The organism is Thauera sp. (assembly GCF_047601425.1).
Taxonomy (GTDB): domain Bacteria; phylum Pseudomonadota; class Gammaproteobacteria; order Burkholderiales; family Rhodocyclaceae; genus Thauera.
The window spans coordinates 1,978,884-2,000,227 of the sequence record NZ_JASGJL010000001.1; the positions used below are offsets into that span (position 1 = coordinate 1,978,884).

Consider the following 21,344-nt stretch of genomic DNA (forward strand, 5'->3'; position numbering starts at 1 on the left):
CCGGCGGCCGCGGCACGGCAGATTCGAGCTGCCTGGCCGTCCCATTGCTCCGCTGTACCCGCTTCTTCGCCGGTCCATTCTTCTTCTGGTTCATGTTCGATCTCCCAAGCTCATTGGATGACGTAGGGCTGCCCGGCTGCGGGCATCACCACCTGCCGCCATCCCAGCCTGCCCTGGATGGCATCGACCAGCGCCAGTGCGCCGAGCGGCTCTCCATGGACGACGAAAGTATGCTGCGGCGGCTGCCTGAACTGCCCGAGCCAGTCGAGCAGCGCCGGCTGGTCGGCATGCGCGGACAGACCGCCGATGGTATGGATACGGGCACGCACCGGGACCCGCTCGCCGAACAGCGTGACCTGCTGCGCTCCATCGACCAGCCTGCGCCCCAACGTGCCCGCAGCCTGGAAACCCGCGATGACGACCGCACATTCGCTGCGGCCGAGGTTGTGCGCCAGATGATGGCGGATTCGACCTGCATCGCACATGCCGCTTGCCGAAATGATCACCAGCCCGCCACGTACCTCGTTGAGCGCCATCGACTCCTCGACATCCTGGACGAAGTTGACATGGAAACGCTCCGGGTTGGACTGCCACCAGGCGTGGAGCGCCTGTGTTTCCTCATCCCAGAGCTCGCGATGATCCAGGGTCAGCGCCGTGACTGCCGACGCCATCGGCGAATCGACCACGACCTTGAGCGGACCCAGGCGGCCCATGTGCACCAGATCGGCCAGCACGAAGAGGATTTCCTGTGTGCGTCCGACCGCGAATGCCGGAATCACCACATTTCCACCTCGCCCGTACAGGGTCTGCTGCAGGGCATCGACCAGTTCGTCGTAAGTGGCCCCGAGCGGCCGGTGGGCACGGTTGCCATAGGTCGATTCCACGCACAGCACATCCGCACGCTCCACACGCACCGGGTCACGCACCACCGGGCGCATCGGCTGGCCGAGATCACCCGACGCCACCAGGCGCTTCGCCGCAGAGCCTTCACCCACATCGATCTCGATGATCGCCGACCCCAGGATGTGCCCCGCTTCACGAAAACGGCAGCGCACTCCCGCTCCCGGCCTGAACTCCGTCTCATAGGCAACGGGCCGCAAACGGGCCAGGCTGGCGCGGGCCTGTTCGACGGTGTAGAGCGGCGCCATCTCCGCGCGGTGGCGGGCACGGCGATTGCGTGTATTGCGCATGGCCCACTCTGCTTCCTTCTCCTGGATGTGCGCGGAATCCATCAACATGATGCCGAGCAGATCCACAGTCGCCGGCGTAGCCAGGATCGGTCCCTTGTAGCCGAGCGCGACAAGACGTGGCACCAACCCCGTGTGATCCAGATGGGCGTGCGTCAGCAGCACGAAATCGATCTGCCCGAGATCGAAATCCAGCGCTCGGCGATTCCGCACTTCCGCACTCCTTCCGCCCTGGAACAGGCCGCAATCCACGAGGAAACTCCCATGCTCGTGATCGACCCGCAGGCAGGATCCCGTCACCTCACCAGCCGCCCCCATGAAGCTCAGTTTCATCCGATATCTCCTTGCCATCAACGATGCGCCCCTCGAGCGGCATACCGTTTGACCCTGGTCAAACCCGATGCCGAGGTACAGCCGGCTATAATCGAATTGCTCACAACCGACAGGAGAGAAGCACCATGTTCAAGCACATCCTCGTTCCTACTGATGGTTCCACGCTGTCGGAGGGCACGGTTTCCCGCGCGGTGACGTTCGCTCGTGAAGCCGGTGCCCGGATCACATTCTTCTACGCCCAGCCCGACTTCCCGATGCCGATCTACGGTGAAGGCGCCCTGATCGACCCCACCACGCCGGAACAGTTCGCAAAATCCGCCGCGGCGGAAGCACAATCCATCCTCGACAGGGCGAAAGCGGTGGCCGACAGCGAAGGAGTCGTGGCAGCAACCGATACGGTCGTCAATGAAATTCCTTATGAGGCAGTGATCGATGCCGCGGACCGCCACGGCTGCGATCTCATCTTCATGGCTTCGCACGGCCGTCGTGGCATCGCCGGCCTGCTGCTCGGCAGCGAAACCCAGAAAGTGCTGACGCACAGCAAGATTCCGGTCCTTGTCTATCGCTGAACAAGCGACTGCAAGATACCGGCGCTGAAATGCAGGACGGCCCTTACGGGCCGTCCTGCATTTCAGCGGGGCATCAATTCCGGCGATTCAGTTCGCTGGCACTGCGTTGCAGGAAGATCGTGCACAGGCTGGAGGCCGCACACACCAGCCAGAAACCGAGAAAGCCGATCGAATAGGTGGCCAACTTCCCATAATCGACCGGCTGGCCAAACAGATAGAGCTGTTGCGGATCGATCACGGTGAAAAAGACTGCCTCTGCCGCTGCGGCAACCAGGAATGAAGGCCAGAGCACCTGTATCCATTTCAGCATCGAGTCTCTCCTTCGTATGGGAGAATTATGACACTGCTCTCACCGGCCCGTTCCAACCCACCGGCTTCGGCCATGCTGCGCATGATGGGGACCGGGAGTCGATAATCACTGCCGATGGCAGGGCAGCCGTGGCCGGGCAGAGCGAACCGCTACTCCAGACAAACGTCCATTGGGGATCACTCCCAATATAGACGCATCAAGAAGAACCTGCTGGATCGATCCAGATCTCCGTCTCTGTCGGGATATAGGTTGCTCCACTCATGCGCCAGCTGCGCGCCTCATCCTCCAGCAGAAACAGCCAGCGCCCGGTGCTCAAGGGTGCCAGCGCAGCCTGATAAACACCGCCGGCACCTTCGATCAGCATTTCCTGGTCCATTCCGCCACGCGTGGGGTGCGAAACGGTGAGGTGAAGCCTGGCAGGCAGCTTATCCGTATCGAGCGCATCGAGCTCGATACGGATCGAATCGCTACGCACGACGAGGTGCGCCCTCAGCCCCAGTGCCTTCGCATGCTCGGCACGCTCCATCGTCTGGACGATCGCACGCCCTTCCTTGTAGTAATCATCGACCACCATGCCATCGAAGGTATTGATGGCGATCACCAGGGTTGCAATCCCGGCGACGACGGCAATCGCCGGAAAGCTGATCAGAAACCAGGGCCAGCCCTGCTTGTACCACGGTGGTGGATTCTTCTCGGTCAAGGTCGTGTTCATCTTGGAATGAGGAAAGTCGTTTCTTCTCTGATGCTCAAGCCGGGATCGTCTTCCGCGGTGATCTGGAAGGCGATCGTGTTCGCTCCCGGCTGCCCCTGGTCGTAAGGCACAAGCACCTGGGTCGTCAGCGAATAGGCGGCGGCCGGCGCCACTTCGACCTGCTGCGCGGTACCGATATGTACTCCTTCCAGGCCCGACACTTCGATGCGGAAACTGCGTGTCCGCTCGGTCATGTTCATCACCTGCAGGTTGTACACGTTTTCGATCATGCCGCCTTCGATCTCGCGCCCCAGCGAGGAGCGGTCACGGATCACATCGACCCTCAACGGCTCCCGATTCGCAAGCAGGAAGACGAAGCCCACGCACATTGCCGCAAGAACGAAACCGTAAATCAGCGTCCGGGGGCGAAAGACGTGTCCGAGGATCTCCTTGCTGCCCCAGCCCTTCTTCAATGCATTCTCGGTCGAATAGCGGATCAGGCCTCGCGGATACTGCATCTTGTCCATCACCTGATCACAGGCGTCGATACAGGCCGCACAGCCGATGCACTCGTACTGCAGACCTTCGCGGATGTCGATCCCGGTCGGACAGACCTGGACGCAGATGCCACAGTCGATACAGTCCCCTTTGCCGACCGTTCTTGGATCGATTCCCTTCTTCCGTGTGCCGCGCGGGTCGCCACGCGCTTCGTCATAGGTGATGACGAGCGTGTCCGGATCGAACATCACGGCCTGGAAACGGGCGTAGGGGCACATGTACTTGCACACCTGCTCGCGCATCACACCTGCGAACAGGTATGTGAAACCGGCATAGAACAGGATCCAGAACAGTTCCCATGGACCAAAGGAAAAGTGCGGCACGGCTGCCAGCAGTTCCTTCAACGGCGAGAAATAGGCCACGAAGGTGAAACCGGTCCACAACGCGAACAAACCCCAGACGAAGAACTTGGCCCCCCGCCTGAGCAATTTGTCGCCGCTCATCGGCGCAGCATCGAGCTTTTGCCGCTTGTTGTGGTCGCCCTCGATCTTCTGCTCTATCCACATGAAGATTTCGGTGTACACCGTCTGCGGACAGGCGTAACCACACCACAGGCGGCCGGCGATCGCAGTGAAGAAGAACAAGGCGTAGGCAGAAATGATCAGCAGCAGGGCGAGGAAGAGCACGTCCTGCGGCCAGAACACCCAGCCAAAGATGTAGAACTTGCGTTCGGTGAGGTGGAACAGGACAGCCTGGCGGCCGTTCCATGTCAGCCACGGCAAACCGTAGAAAACTAGCTGCGTGATCCACACCAGAGCCCAGCGCCAATTGGCGAACAGGCCGGTGACGGCACGCACGTAAAGTTTGCGGCGAGCTTCGTAAAGGGAGTCGCTCGATTCGGAAGAACTCTGCTTGGCCGATTTCTTCGGCTGTGGGGATGGGCTGCTCATGGTGCCTCTGACCGATGATTTCTTGTTCTTGTTTTATTGGTAGCCCCGGGAGGACCCCCTCCTCCCGGGGATGGAACTGCTTTTACTGCAACTACTGTTACTTCTTGCTCAGGCTCAGCACATAGGCCGTCAGCAGGTGGACCTTGTCCTCACCGAGGAACTTACCGAAGGCCGGCATCTGGTTGGTACGGCCGTGGGTCACGGTCTCGATGATGGTCGCTTCGGACGAACCGTACAACCAGGCCTTGTTGGCCAGGTTGGGCGCACCGAGCAGCGGGTTGCCGGTGGCATCGGCGCCGTGGCAGGCCACGCAGTTGGTGTCGAAGGCATCCTTGCCGCGCTGGGCGCGCAGCGAGTCGTGTGCCAGACCCGACAGCGAACGCACGTAGTTGGCAACATCCTTGACACCTTCCGCACCCAGGGCCGGGCCGAAGGGCGTCATGATGCCCATGCGCCCCCCGGTGATGGTCGCCTTGATCGTCTCGGGATCGCCGCCCCACTGCCATTCATCATCGGTCAGATTGGGGAAACCCTTGTTGCCTTGCGCAGCCGAACCATGGCATTGGGCACAGTAGGTCAGGAACAGGCGCTTGCCCATCTCGTTCGCTTTCTGATCGGCGGCCACGGCCATCACGTCCATCTCGCGATACTTGGCAAACTCCGGACCATACTTTTCTTCAGCCTGGGCCATCTCGGCGTCGTACTGCGCCCATTGGCCACGACTCTGGTTGCTGTTGCCGAAACCCGGGTAGATCGCCAGGTAGGCAACGGCAAAGAAGATCGTGATCCAGAACAGGTACATCCACCAGCGCGGCAGCGGATTGTTGTACTCGGCGATCGTTTCGTCCCACACGTGGCCGTGCAGCTCGACCGGTCCCTTCTCGCGCTTGGTCATGTTCGATGCCAGCACGAACACGCAGAACAGGATGGAGAGGGTCACGAGGACCATCACATACATGTTCCAGAAACCGCTGATAAAGTCAGCCATTTGCTTTTCCCTCTTGGTCTTGCCGGCGCTCGGAGGCCGGCAGGTCGTCATCGCTCAGGGGCAGGCGCGCCGCCTCGTCGAATCCCGCCTTGGCGTGCTTGCTGTACGCCCAGGCAACGATGCCCAGGAAACACAGAAAGCCAAGGACGGTGATTACACTTCTGAGGTCATTGATATCCACGACGCGCCCGTTCCTTACTTAAAGTCCGAAATCGCAGTGCCAAGACCCTGCAGGTACGCAATAACTGCGTCCAGTTCGGTCTTGCCCTCGAGGGCAGCAGGCGCGGCGGCAATTTCTTCTTCGCTGTACTTGTGCAGGCCCACCTTGTTGAGCGCGCGCATCTTCAACTGGATGTCGTCGGCCTTGGCCGGACGATCGAGCCAGGGGAACGCAGGCATGTTCGACTCAGGCACCACGTCGCGCGGGTTCATCAAGTGCGCACGCTGCCATTCGTCGGAATAGCGACCGCCGACACGCGCCAGATCGGGGCCGGTACGCTTGGAGCCCCACTGGAACGGGTGGTCGTAGATGTACTCACCTGCCACCGAGTAGTGGCCATAGCGCTCGGTTTCGGCGCGGAACGGACGGATCATCTGCGAGTGGCAGTTGTAGCAGCCTTCGCGGATGTAGATGTCGCGGCCAGTCAGGCGAACCGGGTCGTAGGGCTTGACCACGAGCGCATTACCCTTCTGGTCGATTGCCGTCGTCGTCGAGTGCTGGAAGAACAGCGGCACGATTTCCACCAGACCGCCCACGCTGACGGTCATCAGCGTGAGAACGATCATCAGGAATACGTTGCGCTCGATTTTTTCGTGTTTCGATTGAGCCATGTTTGTCGTTCTCCGATCAGGCGTGAGCGGCCGCAGGCGTAAGCACCGGCGCCTCGTAAGCCTTCTGGCCGGCGATGGTCTTCACCATGTTGTAGAACATGATCAGCATGCCGGTGAGGAACAGTGCGCCACCGATGAAGCGGATGGTCCAGAACGGATAGCTGGCCTTGACGCTCTCGACGAAGGAGTAGGTCAGCGTGCCGTCGGCGTTGGTCGCACGCCACATCAGGCCCTGCATCACACCCGAGATCCACATCGAGGCGATGTAGAGGACGATGCCGATGGTGGCGATCCAGAAGTGGACGTTGATCAGCCTGACGCTGTACATCTCGGTCTTGCCGTACATGCGCGGCAGCAGGAAGTAGATCGAGCCGATAGAGATCATTGCCACCCAGCCCAGCGCACCGGAGTGCACGTGGCCGACGGTCCAGTCGGTGTAGTGCGACAGCGCATTCACGGTCTTGATCGACATCATCGGACCTTCGAAGGTCGACATGCCGTAGAACGACAGCGCGGTGACCAGGAACTTCAGGATCGGGTCGGTACGCAGCTTGTGCCAGGCACCCGACAGGGTCATCACGCCGTTGATCATGCCGCCCCAGGACGGTGCCAGCAGGATCAGCGAGAACACCATGCCGACGGACTGGGTCCAGTCGGGCAGCGCGGTGTAGTGCAGGTGGTGCGGGCCGGCCCACATGTAGGTGAAGATCAGCGCCCAGAAGTGCACCACCGACAGGCGATAGGAATACACCGGACGGTCGGCCTGCTTCGGCACGAAGTAATACATCATCCCCAGGAAGCCCGCGGTCAGGAAGAAGCCCACCGCGTTGTGGCCGTACCACCACTGGACCATCGCGTCCTGCACGCCGGCATAGGCGGAATAGGACTTCATGCTGGTCATCGAGATGGGGATTGCGGCGCTATTGACGATGTGCAGCAGCGCGACGGTGAGGATGAAGCCGCCGAAGAACCAGTTCGCGACGTAGATGTGCGAAACCTTGCGCTTGGCGATGGTGCCGAAGAACACGATTGCGTAGGACACCCAGACGATCGCGATCAGGATGTCGATCGGCCATTCGAGTTCGGCATACTCCTTCGACGTGGTGTAACCCAGCGGCAGGGTGATCGCGGCCAGCACGATGACCAGCTGCCAGCCCCAGAACGTGAACGCGGCCAGACCCGGCGCGAACAGCCGGGTATGACAGGTCCGCTGGACCACGTAATAGGACGTGGCGAACAGCGCGCAACCGCCAAACGCAAAAATCACCGCATTGGTGTGAAGCGGACGGAGCCTGCCGAAGTGCAGGAATTCGTGAACGTTCAGTTCAGGCCATACGAGCTGCGCAGCGGCGATGACGCCGACCAGCATGCCCACGATGCCCCACACCACCGTCATGATGGAGAACTGGCGCACGACTTTATAGTTATAAGTCGCTTGCGATTGCATGTAAGTCACCTCTTAGTTGAAAACCCCTCATTGAGCCACGCCAACCGACCGGATGCGCACGCCCCGAGGCCGGGACGAAGGATACGCAGGGATCGAGACCTCAATTTGATACAGATCAACATTGTATTGCAGTGTGTCAGCAGTAGGAAGCCAAGTGGCGGTTGCATGCCGCCTTGCGCAAGGAAGCAAGGGCCTTAGGCAAAAAAAAAGGGTGCGAATCAACGCACCCCCAACCCCAACAGAGAGACAAAAAAGCCTGTTTCGGGCGCCTGCCGCGCAGCCGTCTGAAACCGTCGGAATCAAGTGTGCCGCAACGAGGAGAAAGCAAGTTCGACCTAGGTTAACTCGCGCGCACTTCCTTCAACTCGCTCGCCCCTTTCCCGCCTTTTCATCTCCGTGCTCCGGAGTCTCGGCCTCCTTGGGAGTCTCGTCGCGATCGTCGAGCAGCAAACGATATGCCGGCCCTTCCAGGTCATCGTACTGGCCATTGCGCAGGGACCACCAGAACAGCGCACCAATGACGAACACCAGCACCACGGAGAGCGGGATGAGGAGATACAGGCTTGCTTCCATGTCGAACCCCGCCCCTTATCTTTCGTTGCCGGCACGCGGCACACGCTGCAGGCGCATCGCGTTCAGCACCACCAGCAGCGAACTGCCGGCCATGCCGACACCCGCCATCCAGGGCGTGACCAAGCCGAGCATCGCCAGGGGCACCGATGTGAAGTTGTAGGCAAAGGACCACCACAGGTTCTGGCGGATGATCCGCAGCGTCTTGCGTGCGAGCAGCACCGCCCGCCCGAGGCTGCCGAGATTCTCGTTGAGCAGGACGATGTCGGCCTGGTTGCGGGCCAGCTCCGTCCCTCCCCCCATCGCTACCGAGACGTGGGCCTGGGCCAGCACCGGTGCGTCGTTGACGCCGTCACCCACCATCGCCACGACGGCGTCGGGTGTTTTCTGCAGATCTGCGATCCAGCCCTGCTTGCCTTGCGGGCTCATGCCGCCATGCGCCTCGGCAATGTCCAGCTCGTCAGCGACCGCGGCGACCGCGCGCGGCGCGTCACCGGACAGGACGCCAAGCTTGATTCCATCCTGGGCAAGCTGCCGTACGAACGGCCCGGCCTCGGCACGCACGGTATCGGCCAGCCTGAACAATCCCTGCCAGCCGGCGGCAGAAGCCAGCGCCACCACGGTTCCGCCTTGCTCGGCAAAGGATTCGAGCGCAGGCGGCGGCATCAGGCCTGCAGCCCCGGCGACATACTGGGGGCGGCCTATCCAGAATGCCTCTCCATTCAGCGCCCCTTGCATGCCCTGCCCGGTCTCGGCCTGCAGCGCATGCACCGACGGCAGCTGCATCCCCCGCGCTGCCTCCCGCAAGCCTACGGCCACTGGATGCTCCGAGCCCTGTTCGATTGCCGCAGCCAGCGCAGTCAACCCAGCCGCATCGCGCCCGCCGAGCGGCAGCACCTCGTCCAGCCTCATCCGGCCGTAGGTCAGTGTGCCGGTCTTGTCGAGCACGAAGTGCGTGGCATTGGCCAGCGTCTCGATGGCATGGCCGCGGGTGACCAGCACGCCCATGCGCGCCATGGCATCGGTGCCCACGGTGAGCGCGGTCGGCGTCGCCAGCGACAGGGCGCACGGGCAGGCAACCACCAGCACCGACACGAACACCCACAAGGCCCGTTCGCTGTCGATGAAGTACCACGCGATCCCGGTCAGGCTGGCCAGCGCCAGCAGCGTCACGATGAACCATTCCGCCACCTTGTCGGACTGCGTCGCGACACGCGGCTTCTCCATCGCCGCCCGCTCCATCAGCCGGCGGATGGCAGCCAGCTTCGTCTCATCACCGACGTGCTCTACGCGGAACAGCAGCGGCGACGAGACGTTGATGCTGCCGCCGGTCAGCAGATCGCCGGCCCGCTTGGCGACCGGCAGGCTCTCTCCGGTCAGCAGCGCCTCATTGACTTCGCCCACGCCCTCGACGACGATGCCGTCGGCCGGGATCACTTCACCCGGGCGGACCCGCAGCACGTCGCCCACCACCAGTTGCGAAGCCGGCACGCGCTCGCCTGCGACCTGTTCCGGCCAGCCCGCCAGCCGCTCGGCAAAGGACGGCAGCACCTTGCCCAGCTCCTCGACGCCGCGCACTGCCTTCTGGCGCGCCACCATCTCCAGGTAGCGCCCGCCGAGCAGGAAGAACACGAACATCGTCACCGAGTCGAAATACACCTCCGGCCCATCAGTCAATGTTGCCCACAGGCTGGCGAGGAAGGCGCTGCCCACTCCCAGCGCCACCGGCACGTCCATGCCCAGCCGGCGCAAGCGGATGTCGCGCAACGCACGCTTGAAGAACGGCGCCGCCGAGTACAGCACCACCGGCAGGGTCAGCAGCAGGCTCGCCCAGCGCATCAGCAGTTCCATGTTCCAGCTCATGTCGCCCTCCCGCGCCACGTACACGGGGAAGGCATACATCATGACCTGCATCATGCCGAAACCGGCGACGAACACCCGCCACAGCATCGAGCGGCGCTCCCGGTCGGCGATCTGTTCGGAACGCTCGGCATCATAGGGATAGGCGCGGTAGCCGATCGCCTGGATGGCGCCAAGGATGTCGGACAGCTTGATCCTGCGCTCGTCCCAGCGCACCCGCACGCGCCGAGTCGCGTAGTTGATCTCGACGGCGGACACCCCTTCCTGGCGGGCGACGTGCTTTTCGTTCAGCCACACGCAGGCGGCACAGGTGATGCCTTCCAGGATCAGCGACGCTTCGCGCTCGTGCTCGCCCACCGGGCGGACGAAACTCTTCTGGAAATCCGGATGATCGAACAGGCCGAGTTCCTGCAATTCGACCGGCATCGCCTCGCGCCGCGTCTCGGGCATCGCATCACGGTGGCGGTAGTAATCCACCAAGCCGTTGTCGACGATGGATTGGGCAACGGCCTCGCAACCGACACAGCACATCCGCCGGCTGCGGCCATCGATGCGCACATAGTGCTGCGTTTCAGGCGGGACGGGCAGGCCGCAGTGATAACAGTCGGCATCCTGGCCCTGGGTTGCGGCGGGAGACGGCGAGTGGACAGGGGGGGAGACAGCGGAAGGGTCGGCGGCAGTCATCGGCAACAACACTATGGAGCCGCCTCTGGAGGGCTCATCCTTCAAGGGCGGCTGAAACGGGGCGGCCCGTTTTTAGCACATTTCCCCCTGCCCGGCCATGGCAGCACCACACGCTGCGACACGCAGCCGCAGCACTGGCAGGCAAGGCGAAGGCGGAAGCCTGTCCGGCGCTTACTTCGCTGCCATGCGGATGGCACCGTCGAGGCGAATCACCTCGCCATTCAGGTATGGGTTCTCGATGATGTGACGCACCAGACCGGCGAACTCTGCCGGCTTGCCGAGACGCGACGGAAACGGAACCATCTTGCCGAGCGAATCCTGCACTTCCTGCGGCATCCCCATCAGCATCGGCGTTTCCATGATGCCCGGTGCAATGGCCATGACCCGGATGCCGAAACGCGACAGTTCGCGCGCCACCGGCAAGGTCAGTCCGACCACCCCAGCCTTGGACGAGGCATAGCCTGCCTGCCCGATCTGCCCGTCGAAAGCGGCGACCGACGCAGTATTGACGACGACCCCACGCTCGCCGCCAGCGTCCGCTGCAGCCTTGCTCATGACGTCGGCCGCCAGCCGGATCATGTTGAAAGTGCCGATCAGATTGATCGACACCGTACGAGCGAACGAATCCAGCCGGTGCGGCGCCTCACGGCCGACGACCTTCTCGGCAGGAGCGACGCCCGCACAATTGACGAGCCCGTTCAGGCCCCCAAAACCCGCTACCGCACGATCGATCGCGGCCTTGGCGCTCGTTTCGTCGGTGACGTCGGTGACGACGAAGGCCGCAGCCGCCCCCAGTTCGGCCGCCAGAGCCTCGCCGGCCTCACGATTGACGTCGGCCAGCACCACCCGGCCGCCCGCTCCCACCAGCATGCGCGCCGTCGCTGCGCCGAGGCCCGAGCCACCGCCAGTCACAACGAATACACCGTTTTCGATCTGCATCGCCAACCTCCCCGTCCGTGGACTGAATATCTGAACATCAACTTGCAAACATAGTTCACGTTAAACGTTAACGTCAATATAGATTCGGACCGACCATCACCACGAAAACCGCGCATCGCACGACGCCAAGAAGCATCCACCCATCCGGAAAGGGATGGCATAAAAGCAAAAGGCCATTCACAAGGAATGGCCTTTTGCTTGATTCTGGTGCCGGCAAGAGGAGTCGAACCCCCGACCTTCGCATTACGAATGCGCTGCTCTACCAACTGAGCTATGCCGGCTGAGGGCGCGGACTATAGCCCATCGCCACGGCAGTTTCAAGCATCGCCCGATTTTTGACTGCAAGCTCGCAAAATCGATGAAAAAAACTTTTTCGCCCATGTTCATTTTTTGGGTCGCCTGCACTACACTTCGCACCAATTCGGGGCAGGAGGAGACACGCTCCAATCAGAACGCGACGCCGGGGGCATGCCTCCCGGCAGCCGCGCCAACGCTGCAGCATGCCAGCGCCCGCACGTCTGACACGCCCTCTGCTTTTCCGCTCCTTCCTCCATGGCCGGCCTCGACCTCCTCGAAATCGCCCTCATCGGCCTTGCCGCCTTTGCTGCCGGCGCAGTGAACTCCGTCGCCGGCGGCGGCACATTCTTCTCGTTCCCGGCACTGCTCGCGGTCGGCGTACCGCCGGTCGTTGCCAATGCCAGCAATGCCGTCGCGCTGTGGCCAGGCAGCCTCGCAGGCGCCTGGGCCTTCCGCCGCGAACTCAAGCGCTTCTCAAAGAGCCTGCCGATGCTGTCGGTCGTTGCCTTCATCGGCGGCATCGCCGGCGGCCTGCTGCTGCTGGCGACATCGAACGAATCCTTCTCCCGCCTGATTCCGTGGCTACTTCTCGCCGCCACGGTGCTGTTCGCCTTCAGCAGCCAGATATCGGCGCTGATCAAACGCTGGAAGCCTGCGCCCGCGGGAGCGGATGAGCACCACATCGGCCCGGGCGGTTTCGTCTTTCAACTGGTGGTGTCGATCTACGGCGGCTTCTTCGGCGCAGGCATGGGCATCCTGATGATCGCCGCGCTTGCCATCCAGGGCTTCAAGGACGTCCTCGAGATCAACGCGCTGAAAAACTGGCTGTCCGCCATCATCTACAGCGTGGCGGTGGTCACTTTCGTCATTGCCGGCGCGGTGTCCTGGCCGCACACCATCATCATGATCGTGACCGGCACCTTGGGCGGCTACTGGGGCGCAGCCGTTGCCCGCAAGGTGCCGGCGCTCTGGCTGCGGCGCTTCATCATCGGCGTCGGCAGCATCCTGACGATCTACTACTTCGGCAAGACTCTCTGAAACATGGCTGCCGGTCTGCCAGCCGCGCCCGTGCGCATGCTCCGCAGCCCTCCCTGCACTGGCGTCAACCGCTGCAACACCAGCCCTTATCATCGCCATCTCCTTGCGCCAGAAGAGTAAGCCCCTCAGCCCTGCACAGGGGCCCGCCACATGGAACTCCTGACCCAGATCATTCTCGACGCCGGCCGCTCCGCGGTGGAACTGGCGCTGTTCGTGCTGCTGCCGATCATGGTGGTAATGCTGTCGCTGATGCGCATCCTGGAAGCGCGCGGCGTGCTCGACTGGGTGGTCGCCCGGCTCGCCCCGCCGCTGCGCCCGGCCGGCCTGACCGGGCTGGGCGTCTTCGCTGCGCTGCAGATCAACTTCGTCAGCTTCGCCGCGCCGATCGCGACGCTGACGATGATGGAAAGCCGCGGCGCCTCGGACCGCCATCTGGCAGCCACGCTGGCGATGGTGATGGCGATGGCGCAGGCCAACGTCACTTTCCCGATGGCGGCGATGGGCCTGTCCTTCGGCCCGGCGCTGCTGCTCTCGCTGGTCGGCGGCATCGTCGCCGCAGCCGCGACCTACCATGGCTTCGGCCGCAGCCTGTCGGCAGCCGAAGCCAAGCTCGACGAAACCCTGCATCACCGGGTTGCCGACGACGCCAAGGGCGTGCTCGACGTCATCAACCGCGCCGGCGCCGAAGCCTTCAAGATCTCGGTCGGTTCGATTCCGATGCTGGTGCTGGCACTGGTCGCGGTGCTGGCCCTGCGCACCAGCGGCGCCATCGACACGCTGACCGCCGCGCTGATGCCGCTGCTGGACGCGCTCGGCATCGATCCGGCGCTGATCCTGCTGACCTTGATGAAGTACATCGCCGGCGGCACGGCGATGATGGGCGTGATGGACGAAATGCTGAAATCCGGCGCCGCCGATGTGGCGCTGCTCAACGCCAGCGCCGGCTTCCTGATTCATCCCCTGGACGTGGCGGGCGTCGCCATCCTGATGTCGGCCGGACCGCGTGTCGCCAGGGTATGGAAACCCGCGGCACTCGGCGCCATCGTCGGCATCGCGCTGCGCAGCGCAGGCCACGTGCTGCTGCCGGCGTGAGCCTCTCTTCTTCCCTACCGTACATCCCATGATCGCTGCCCTCACCCTGCTGCTCGCCTTCCAGCTGATCGGCGAAATCATCGCGCGCGGCCTGGATCTGCCGATACCCGGCCCGGTGATCGGCATGATGCTGCTGTTTCTTGGTCTGGTGCTGCGCGGCGGCCCGGGCGACACCTTGCGCCAGACCGCAGGCAGCCTGCTGCAGCACCTATCGCTGCTGTTCATTCCCGCCGGCGCCGGCATCATGCTCTACCGCGACCTGATTGCGGCGGAATGGCTGCCGCTGAGCGCCGCGCTGCTCGGCAGCACGGTGCTGGCCATCGTCGTCACCGCACTGGTGCTCGATGCCTTGGTCAAGCGGCGCAAATCCGGGGACACCAGGCCATGACGCCGCGCCTGACCGAACTCTGGGTCTATCTGTCGGCCTCGCCGCTGCTGGGCCTGACGCTGACGCTCGTTGCCTATCAGGCTGCGCACTGGCTGTACAAGCGCGTCGGCTTCCACCCGCTCGCCAACCCGGTGATGATCGCGATCACGATCGTGATCACGGTGCTGCTGCTGAGCGGCATGGACTACCGCGCCTACTTCGACGGTGCCCAGTTCGTGCATTTCCTGCTCGGCCCGGCGACGGTAGCGCTGGCGATCCCGCTCTACGCGCAATGGCCGCGGCTGAAGGCGATGGCCGGACCGCTGATGATCGCGCTGGTGGTCGGCTCGCTGACCGCCGCGCTGTCGGCCTACGCCATCGGCGCGCTGCTCGGCGCCGGCCGCCCGACGCTGATGTCGCTCGCGCCCAAGAGCGTGACCACGCCGATCGCGATGGCGGTGGCCGAACCGCTCGGCGGCCTGCCCGCACTCGCCGCCGCGATGGTGATCCTGACCGGCGTGCTCGGCGCCATCCTCGGCCCCTACCTCTACCGCTGGCTGCGCATCGGCGACCACGCCATCCGCGGCTTCGCCATCGGCCTCGCCTCGCACGGCATCGGCACCGCGCGGGCCTTCCAGGTCAGCGAGCAGGCCGGCGCCTTCGCCGCGCTGGCGATGGGACTGAACGGACTGCTGACCGCGCTGTCCCTGCCCTGGATCATGCCCTGGCTGGAACGGCTGTTCGGCCGCTGACCCCGGCTCACGTCACCGGCATCCGACACCGGGACATCAAAGACATCGACGCAGAGGAAGCCCGCTTGCTGACCGCCCTCCACCGCTGGATCGACCGCAACATCCTCGAACTCGGCCGTGAAATGCGGCTTTCCTATCTGCCGCCGCTGATGGTGTATTGCGCGGCGGGCCTGGCGACCTTCTCCACCATCGTCGGCACCTTCTTCGTCAAGGACTATCTCGGCCTGTCGGCCGCCTTCCTCGCCGCGCTCGCCTTCTGGGCCTACATCCCGTGGGCGCTGAAGATGCCGATCGGCCACCTGGTCAACCTGCTGTGGCGCTACAAGTCCGGGCTGGTTTACCTGGGCGCCACGCTGATCGCCATCAGCCTGCTGATCATGATCGGCCTGATCGGCAAGCCGGACGCGATGCGCGCGGTGATGCCGGCCGAAGCCTGGTTCGTGCTGTCAACACTGCTGTCGCCGGTCGGCTACGTGCTGCAGGACGCCGTCGCCGACGCGATGACGGTCGAAGCCGTGCCGCGCGTCGACGGACGCGGCCAGCCGATCGACGCCGGCACCGTGCGGCTGATGCACACCACGATGCAGATGCTCGGCCGGGTCGCCATCATCGGCGGCACGGTACTGGTGTCGCTGGTCAACGTGACGATGTTCCAGGGCTCGGAGCACCTGCCCGAAGCCGGCAAGGTCGCCATCTACCTGCGCATCTACGAACTGGCGCTCGTGATCCCGCTGCTGTCGGTCAGCGGCGTGGTGCTGGCCGGCTTTCTGAAGCGCCGCGAAGCGCGCCGGCTGGCCGGACTCGGCCACAGCCGTACCGACATCGACCGCCTGGTGCACGCCCCCGAAGAAACGACCCGGCCCAACTGGTGGATCCTGGGCGGCAGCGCCGCCTTCGTCGCGCTGACCATCGGCGTCGGCCTGTCCGGCTTCGAATACGCCCAGGAGCTCATCTTCACCGCCTCCTTCGCGATCATCGGCTTCATGATCCACCGCCTGCTGCGCGAACTGTCGCCCGAAGCCGCGCGCACGCTGCTCGGCACCGTGATCGTCATCTTCGCCTTCCGCGCCCTGCCGCTGCCCGGCGCCGGCATGACCTGGTGGATGATCGACGAGCTCGGTTTCGACCAGAGCTTCCTGTCCCGCCTCGACCTGCTCGTCAGCACCCTGACGCTGGCCGGGCTGTTCCTGTTCCGCCGCTTCATGGCGGAAAAGACCATCGTCAACATCGTCATCTTCCTGACGCTCGCCTCGGCCCTGCTGATGCTGCCCGCCATCGGCATGTTCCACGGCCTGCACGAATGGACCGCCGCCCATACCGGCGGCGTGGTCGACGCACGCTTCATCGCCCTCGCCAACACCGCGCTCGAATCCCCGCTCGGCCAGGTGTCGATGGTGCCGATGCTGGCCTGGATCGCCAATTCCGCGCCGCCCCACCTGAAGGCGACCTTCTTCGCCGTGATGGCCTCCTTCACCAACCTGGCGCTGTCGGCCTCGCAGCTCGGCACCAAGTACTTGAACCAGATCTTCACCATCACCCGCGAAGTGAAGGACGCCGCCACCGGCGTCGTCACCACACCCGCCGACTACAGCCAGCTGGGCGCCCTGCTCGTCACCGTGACCCTGGTCGGCCTGCTGCTGCCGCTCGGCGCCATCCTGCTGGCGCGGCTGCTGGGGCTGCGCAGCGCGTGATTGCTGCGGATCACGCACCATGCGTTAACCTTTCGCATTGTCTTCGGCGCTGTGCTGGCAGACACTTGTGCCCATTGCACAAGACGAGAGGCCCACGATGACCCCCAGCTCGGTACACGACATTCGCAACCTCGCCCTGTTCGGCCATGCCGGCTGCGGCAAGACCACGCTGATCGAGACCCTGCTCGCCGCTGCAGGCGAGATCGGCACGGCCGGCAGCGTGGAACGCGGCGACACCGTGTCGGACTTCGACCCGCAGGAAAAGGCCATGGGCCACTCGCTGCACGCCGCGCTGGTGCATCTGGAATGGGCCGGGCACTGGATCAACCTGCTCGACACCCCGGGCCTGCCCGATCTCGCCGGCCGCGCGCTGGTCGCACTGCCGGCGGTCGATACCGCGGCGGTGGTCATCGATGCCGCCGCCGGCGTGGAGAGCGTCGCCCGCCGCATGATGGCGGCGGCGCGGGGCAAGTGCCGCATGATCGTGGTGAACAAGATCGACGCAGGCAGCGTCGACTTCGGCGCGCTGATGGAGGCGATCGTCGCCGAATTCGGCCGCGAATGCCTGCCGATCAACCTGCCGTCGGCCGACGGCGGCCGCGTCATCGACTGCTTCTTCGCCCCGCAGAACGATGCCGCTGCCGCTTTTTCCAGCGTCGGCGCAGCACATGATGCGATCGTCAACCAGATCGTCGAACTCGACGAAGCGCTGATGGCGAAGTACCTGGAACAGGGCGAATCGCTCGACCCCGAGCAGTTGCACGTACCTTTCGAGCAGGCCTTGCGCGAAGGCCATCTGGTGCCGGTGTGCTTCGTTTCCGCCCGCAGCGGCGCCGGCGTGCGCGAACTGCTCGACATCCTCGGCAAGCTCGCACCCGATCCCACCGAAGGCAATCCCCCGGCCTTCCTGAAAGGCGAAGGCGCGAGCGCCGAGCCGGTCGCCGTGCTGCCCGAAGCCGACCGCCATGTGGTCGCACATGTGTTCCAGATCGCCAACGACCCCTATCGCGGCAAACTCGGCCTGTTCCGCGTCCATCAGGGCAGTATCACGCCCAGTTCGCAGCTCTTCATCGGCGACGGCCGCAAGCCCTTCAAGGTCGCCCACCTGCTGCGCATGCAGGGCAGGACCGCAGTGGAAACACCGCTCGCAGTGCCCGGCGACCTGTGCGCCGTGGCACGCGTCGACGAACTTGCGCGCGACTCCGTGCTGCACGACTCGCACGACGAGGATTTCTTCCATCTCGCCCCCTCCGCCTATCCACAGCCGGTATTCGGCCTCGCGCTGATGACGCGCAAGCCGGCCGACGAGCAGAAGCTGTCCGAAGCGCTGGCCCGCCTCACCGAGGAAGACCCCTGCCTCGAAGTGAGCTTCGACCATCGCAACCGCCGCACCGTGGTGCGCGGCCTGGGCGAGCAGCACCTGAAGATCGTGCTCGACGAACTGGCGGCACGCTGGAACCTGCAGCTCGACACCGCGCCGCCCAGCATTCCCTACCGCGAGACCATCAGCGCGGTCGCCGAGGCGCGCTACCGCCACAAGAAGCAGAGCGGCGGCGCCGGCCAGTTCGGCGAGGTCGCGCTGCGCGTCGAACCGCTGGAACGCGGCGCCGGCATCGAACTGGCGGACGAGGTCAAGGGCGGCACGATTCCGACCCACTTCATGCCGGCGGTGGAAAAAGGCGTGCGCCAGGCGCTGGCCGAAGGCGCCTTCGCCGGTTTCCCGATCCATGACCTGCGCGTGGTGATCACCGACGGCAAGCATCATGCAGTGGATTCGAACGAAGTCTCCTTCGTCACCGCCGCCCGCCATGCGCTGATCGAAGCGGTGCGGGCCGCGCGCCCGCAGGTGCTGGAGCCCCTGCTCGACGTGCAGGTGAAGGTGGCCGACGCCTTGTTCGGCGACGTCAGCGCCGAACTGGCCGGACGCCGCGGCCGCCTGACCAGCACCGACAGCCCGACGGCGGGCTGGACGCTGATTTCGGCCCGGGTGCCGATGGCAAGCCTGGACGGCTTCGAGAGCCGCTTGAAAGCGATCTGCGCCGGCGAAAGCGAGTTCATGCTCAGCGCCGGCGGCTACGAAGCCGCACCGGCAGAGACCCAGAGCCAGCTGGCGCAGGCCCACGCTGGAAACGGCAACGGCACGCACTGAAACGTGATGACGCAAACCCCGCCGCCGGCCTGGCCGCGGCGGGCGCCTGATCGAACATGACGACGGAACTGAGCACCGCACAACGTGCCTACTGGCGCCGCAACCTGCTGCTGACCTGCGGGCTGCTGGCGGTGTGGTTCGTCGTGACCTTCGTCGCCGGCTATTTTGCCGACGAACTGAACACCCTCCACTTCCTCGGCTTTCCGCTGGGCTTCTACATCCTTGCCCAGGGTTCGCTGGTGGTCTATCTGCTCATCATCATGGTGTATGTGGTCGTGATGGGCCGTCTCGACCGGCGCTACGGCGTTGGCGAACGCCAGTAGCGCCGGCCGGGCTCAGAGCATCACGCCCGGGTTGCCGTCCATGCCCTTCAGCTCCGGCAGGTTCAGCGCCTGCTGGCTGACGACCTTCTGCGCACGCAGATGATTGGCCACCACGTCCCACACGGCGGGGCCGGAATCCCTCGCTTCTTCCGACACCGGCGCCCAGCCTGCGACCTTGTAGGTCTTGCCCGGCTCGATGCGCTTGCCCTTCAGCGTCATGTTGTCGATGCGCCGCCCCATCGCCGCCGTGGGGTCGCAGGTGTACTGCAGGCCGCCCACCCGCACCATGTCGCCGCCCTGCTGGTAGTAGGGATCGGGGTTGAACAGATTGTCGGCGACATCTTCCAGGATTGTCTTGATCATCTCGCCGCTCATCTCGGTGAGCGTGGTCCATGGATAGGTGATCGCGGTCTGGTCGAGCAGGTGTTCCATCGTGATGGTGTCGCCGGGCAGCAGCGAGGTACCCCAGCGGAAGCCGGGCGAGAAGGCCAGCTCGGCATCCTTTTCGGCGATCAGCGCATCGACGATGAGCTGATCCCACGAGCCGTTGAAATTGCCGCGTCGATACAGCAGGCCTTCGGTGACGGCGAGCGGCTCGCGGAGCTTCTCGAGGAAGGGCGCGCGGACCTTGTCGATGAAGGCGGCCATCTCGGCGTCGGCCGGCAGCAGGTTGGCGAACACCGGCAGCAGCCGGTAGCGGAAGTCCGCCACCTTGCCGTCCCTGACATCGAAATCCATCACGCCGAGGAACTTGCCGTTGGAACCGGCGTTGGTGACCAGGGTCTTGCCGCCCGCATTCGCCACCACGGTCGGCGCCGGCATGCCGTCGTGGGTGTGGCCGCCGAAGATGGCGTCGATACCGGTGACGCGGCTGGCCAGCTTGAGATCGACGTCCATGCCGTTGTGCGACAGCACGACGACCACCTGGGCGCCTTCCGCGCGCGCGGCATCGACCGCCTCCTGCATGCCCTGCTCCTGGATGCCGAAGCTCCAGTCAGGCGTCATCCAGCGCGGGTTGGCGATCGGCGTGTAGGGGAAGGCCTGGCCGACGATCGCCACCGGCACGCCGTTGATGTTGCGGATCACGTAGGGCTTGAAGACCGGATCCTCGAAGTCGGTGGTCTTGACGTTCTGGGCGACGATGTCGATGCGGCCGGCGAAATCCTTCTCCTCGATCTCCTTGACGCGCTCGGCGCCATAGGTCGATTCCCAGTGCAGCGTCATCACGTCCACGCCGAGCAGCTTGCAGGCATCGACCATGTCCTGCGCCTTCGTCCACAGCGCGGTGCCCGAGCCCTGCCAGGTGTCGCCGCCGTCGAGCAGCAGCGCGCCGGGACGGCTGGCCTTCAACTGCTTGACCAGCGTCGCCAGGTGGGCAAAACCGCCGACCTTGCCGTAGATCTTTGCCGCTTCGACGAAATCCAGGCAGGTGAAGGCATGCGCCTCGATGCTGCCGGGCTGGATGCCGAAGTGCTTCAGGAAATGCTCGCCGACGAGGTGCGGCACCTTGCCCGACATGTTGCCGATGCCGAGATTGACGCTGGGCTCGCGGAAGTGGATCGGCAACAGCTGCGCGTGGCAGTCGGTCATGTGCAGCAGGCTGACATTGCCGAAAGCAGGCAGCTCGTACAGGGCCGTGGCGGCCTTCTGCGCGCGCGCGAAACCCGAATGCAGGCTCATGCCGCCGGCTGCCGCCACCGCCAGCATCTGCATGAATTCACGACGATTCATCGACATGGTTCATTCCTTTGACAAAAAAAAGCCCGGGGCCGAGGCCT

The 21,344-nt window shown here is 64.3% G+C and carries 20 protein-coding genes and 1 tRNA gene; 8 read left to right on the forward strand and 13 right to left on the reverse strand.

From position 1 onward, the window contains the following. Window positions 1–110 precede the first annotated feature (110 nt). A complete protein-coding gene (locus QM748_RS09750; protein ID WP_415246793.1) occupies window positions 111–1,520 on the reverse strand; it encodes an MBL fold metallo-hydrolase RNA specificity domain-containing protein in 1,410 nt (469 codons plus the stop codon). A 125-nt stretch (window positions 1,521–1,645) separates the two neighbouring features. Between QM748_RS09750 and QM748_RS09755 the strand changes: the two genes are divergently transcribed. Continuing rightward, window positions 1,646–2,089: a universal stress protein gene (locus tag QM748_RS09755; RefSeq protein WP_415246794.1), complete on the forward strand. Its 444-nt coding sequence runs from the start codon at window positions 1,646–1,648 to the stop codon at window positions 2,087–2,089. 73 nt (window positions 2,090–2,162) lie between these two features. Here QM748_RS09755 and QM748_RS09760 read toward each other — a convergent pair whose 3' ends face one another. The 11 genes from QM748_RS09760 to QM748_RS09810 form a co-directional block, all read right to left on the reverse strand. Further along, on the reverse strand, window positions 2,163–2,399 hold the full coding sequence (locus tag QM748_RS09760; protein WP_415246795.1) for a hypothetical protein: 237 nt from the start codon (window positions 2,397–2,399) through the stop codon (window positions 2,163–2,165). Between the two features lie 196 nt (window positions 2,400–2,595). Further along, the gene (locus tag QM748_RS09765) at window positions 2,596–3,111 is read right to left on the reverse strand and encodes a FixH family protein (RefSeq protein ID WP_415246796.1); all 516 of its coding nucleotides are present in this window, start codon (window positions 3,109–3,111) and stop codon (window positions 2,596–2,598) included. Next, on the reverse strand, window positions 3,108–4,538 hold the full coding sequence (ccoG, locus tag QM748_RS09770; protein WP_415246797.1) for a cytochrome c oxidase accessory protein CcoG: 1,431 nt from the start codon (window positions 4,536–4,538) through the stop codon (window positions 3,108–3,110). Before ccoG ends, QM748_RS09765 begins: the two co-directional genes overlap by 4 nt. Window positions 4,539–4,635: 97 nt before the next feature. Beyond that, the gene (gene ccoP / locus QM748_RS09775) at window positions 4,636–5,526 is read right to left on the reverse strand and encodes a cytochrome-c oxidase, cbb3-type subunit III (protein ID WP_415246798.1); all 891 of its coding nucleotides are present in this window, start codon (window positions 5,524–5,526) and stop codon (window positions 4,636–4,638) included. Next, window positions 5,519–5,707, reverse strand: a complete 189-nt coding sequence (locus QM748_RS09780; protein WP_415246799.1) for a cbb3-type cytochrome oxidase subunit 3 — start codon at window positions 5,705–5,707, stop codon at window positions 5,519–5,521. Before QM748_RS09780 ends, ccoP begins: the two co-directional genes overlap by 8 nt. Window positions 5,708–5,721: 14 nt before the next feature. Further along, window positions 5,722–6,357, reverse strand: coding sequence for a cytochrome-c oxidase, cbb3-type subunit II (ccoO, locus tag QM748_RS09785; protein WP_415246800.1), 636 nt, complete (start codon window positions 6,355–6,357; stop codon window positions 5,722–5,724). Window positions 6,358–6,373: 16 nt separating this feature from the next. Then, window positions 6,374–7,804: a cytochrome-c oxidase, cbb3-type subunit I gene (ccoN, locus tag QM748_RS09790; protein WP_415246801.1), complete on the reverse strand. Its 1,431-nt coding sequence runs from the start codon at window positions 7,802–7,804 to the stop codon at window positions 6,374–6,376. Window positions 7,805–8,164: 360 nt separating this feature from the next. Beyond that, window positions 8,165–8,377 (reverse strand): cbb3-type cytochrome oxidase assembly protein CcoS, encoded by a 213-nt coding sequence (gene ccoS, locus QM748_RS09795; protein ID WP_415246802.1) that lies wholly within the window; start codon window positions 8,375–8,377, stop codon window positions 8,165–8,167. A 15-nt stretch (window positions 8,378–8,392) separates the two neighbouring features. Next, the gene (locus tag QM748_RS09800; RefSeq protein WP_415246803.1) at window positions 8,393–10,918 is read right to left on the reverse strand and encodes a heavy metal translocating P-type ATPase; all 2,526 of its coding nucleotides are present in this window, start codon (window positions 10,916–10,918) and stop codon (window positions 8,393–8,395) included. Window positions 10,919–11,089: 171 nt separating this feature from the next. Further along, window positions 11,090–11,857: an SDR family NAD(P)-dependent oxidoreductase gene (locus QM748_RS09805; RefSeq protein WP_415246804.1), complete on the reverse strand. Its 768-nt coding sequence runs from the start codon at window positions 11,855–11,857 to the stop codon at window positions 11,090–11,092. Window positions 11,858–12,062: 205 nt separating this feature from the next. Next, window positions 12,063–12,138, reverse strand: a tRNA-Thr gene (locus QM748_RS09810). A 271-nt stretch (window positions 12,139–12,409) separates the two neighbouring features. Between QM748_RS09810 and QM748_RS09815 the strand changes: the two genes are divergently transcribed. The 7 genes from QM748_RS09815 (at window position 12,410) to QM748_RS09845 (ending at window position 19,566) form a co-directional block, all read left to right on the forward strand. Then, complete coding sequence (locus QM748_RS09815; RefSeq protein ID WP_415246805.1) at window positions 12,410–13,192, forward strand: sulfite exporter TauE/SafE family protein; 783 nt, start codon at window positions 12,410–12,412, stop codon at window positions 13,190–13,192. 150 nt (window positions 13,193–13,342) lie between these two features. Beyond that, window positions 13,343–14,284, forward strand: coding sequence for a nucleoside recognition family protein (locus tag QM748_RS09820; RefSeq protein WP_415246806.1), 942 nt, complete (start codon window positions 13,343–13,345; stop codon window positions 14,282–14,284). A 28-nt stretch (window positions 14,285–14,312) separates the two neighbouring features. Further along, complete coding sequence (locus QM748_RS09825) at window positions 14,313–14,672, forward strand: CidA/LrgA family protein (protein ID WP_415246807.1); 360 nt, start codon at window positions 14,313–14,315, stop codon at window positions 14,670–14,672. Further along, a complete protein-coding gene (locus tag QM748_RS09830; RefSeq protein ID WP_415246808.1) occupies window positions 14,669–15,403 on the forward strand; it encodes an LrgB family protein in 735 nt (244 codons plus the stop codon). The genes QM748_RS09825 and QM748_RS09830 overlap by 4 nt, the downstream gene beginning before the upstream one ends. Window positions 15,404–15,468: 65 nt before the next feature. Continuing rightward, complete coding sequence (locus tag QM748_RS09835) at window positions 15,469–17,094, forward strand: hypothetical protein (protein ID WP_415246809.1); 1,626 nt, start codon at window positions 15,469–15,471, stop codon at window positions 17,092–17,094. A gap of 97 nt (window positions 17,095–17,191) precedes the next feature. After that, entirely contained in the window at window positions 17,192–19,243 is a 2,052-nt protein-coding gene (gene fusA, locus QM748_RS09840; RefSeq protein WP_415246810.1) for an elongation factor G, read from the forward strand. A 56-nt stretch (window positions 19,244–19,299) separates the two neighbouring features. Then, a complete protein-coding gene (locus QM748_RS09845; protein WP_415246811.1) occupies window positions 19,300–19,566 on the forward strand; it encodes a DUF4212 domain-containing protein in 267 nt (88 codons plus the stop codon). Between the two features lie 12 nt (window positions 19,567–19,578). Here the strand turns inward: QM748_RS09845 and soxB are convergent, their stop codons facing one another. Beyond that, window positions 19,579–21,303, reverse strand: a complete 1,725-nt coding sequence (soxB, locus tag QM748_RS09850; RefSeq protein WP_415246812.1) for a thiosulfohydrolase SoxB — start codon at window positions 21,301–21,303, stop codon at window positions 19,579–19,581. Window positions 21,304–21,344: the final 41 nt, after the last annotated feature.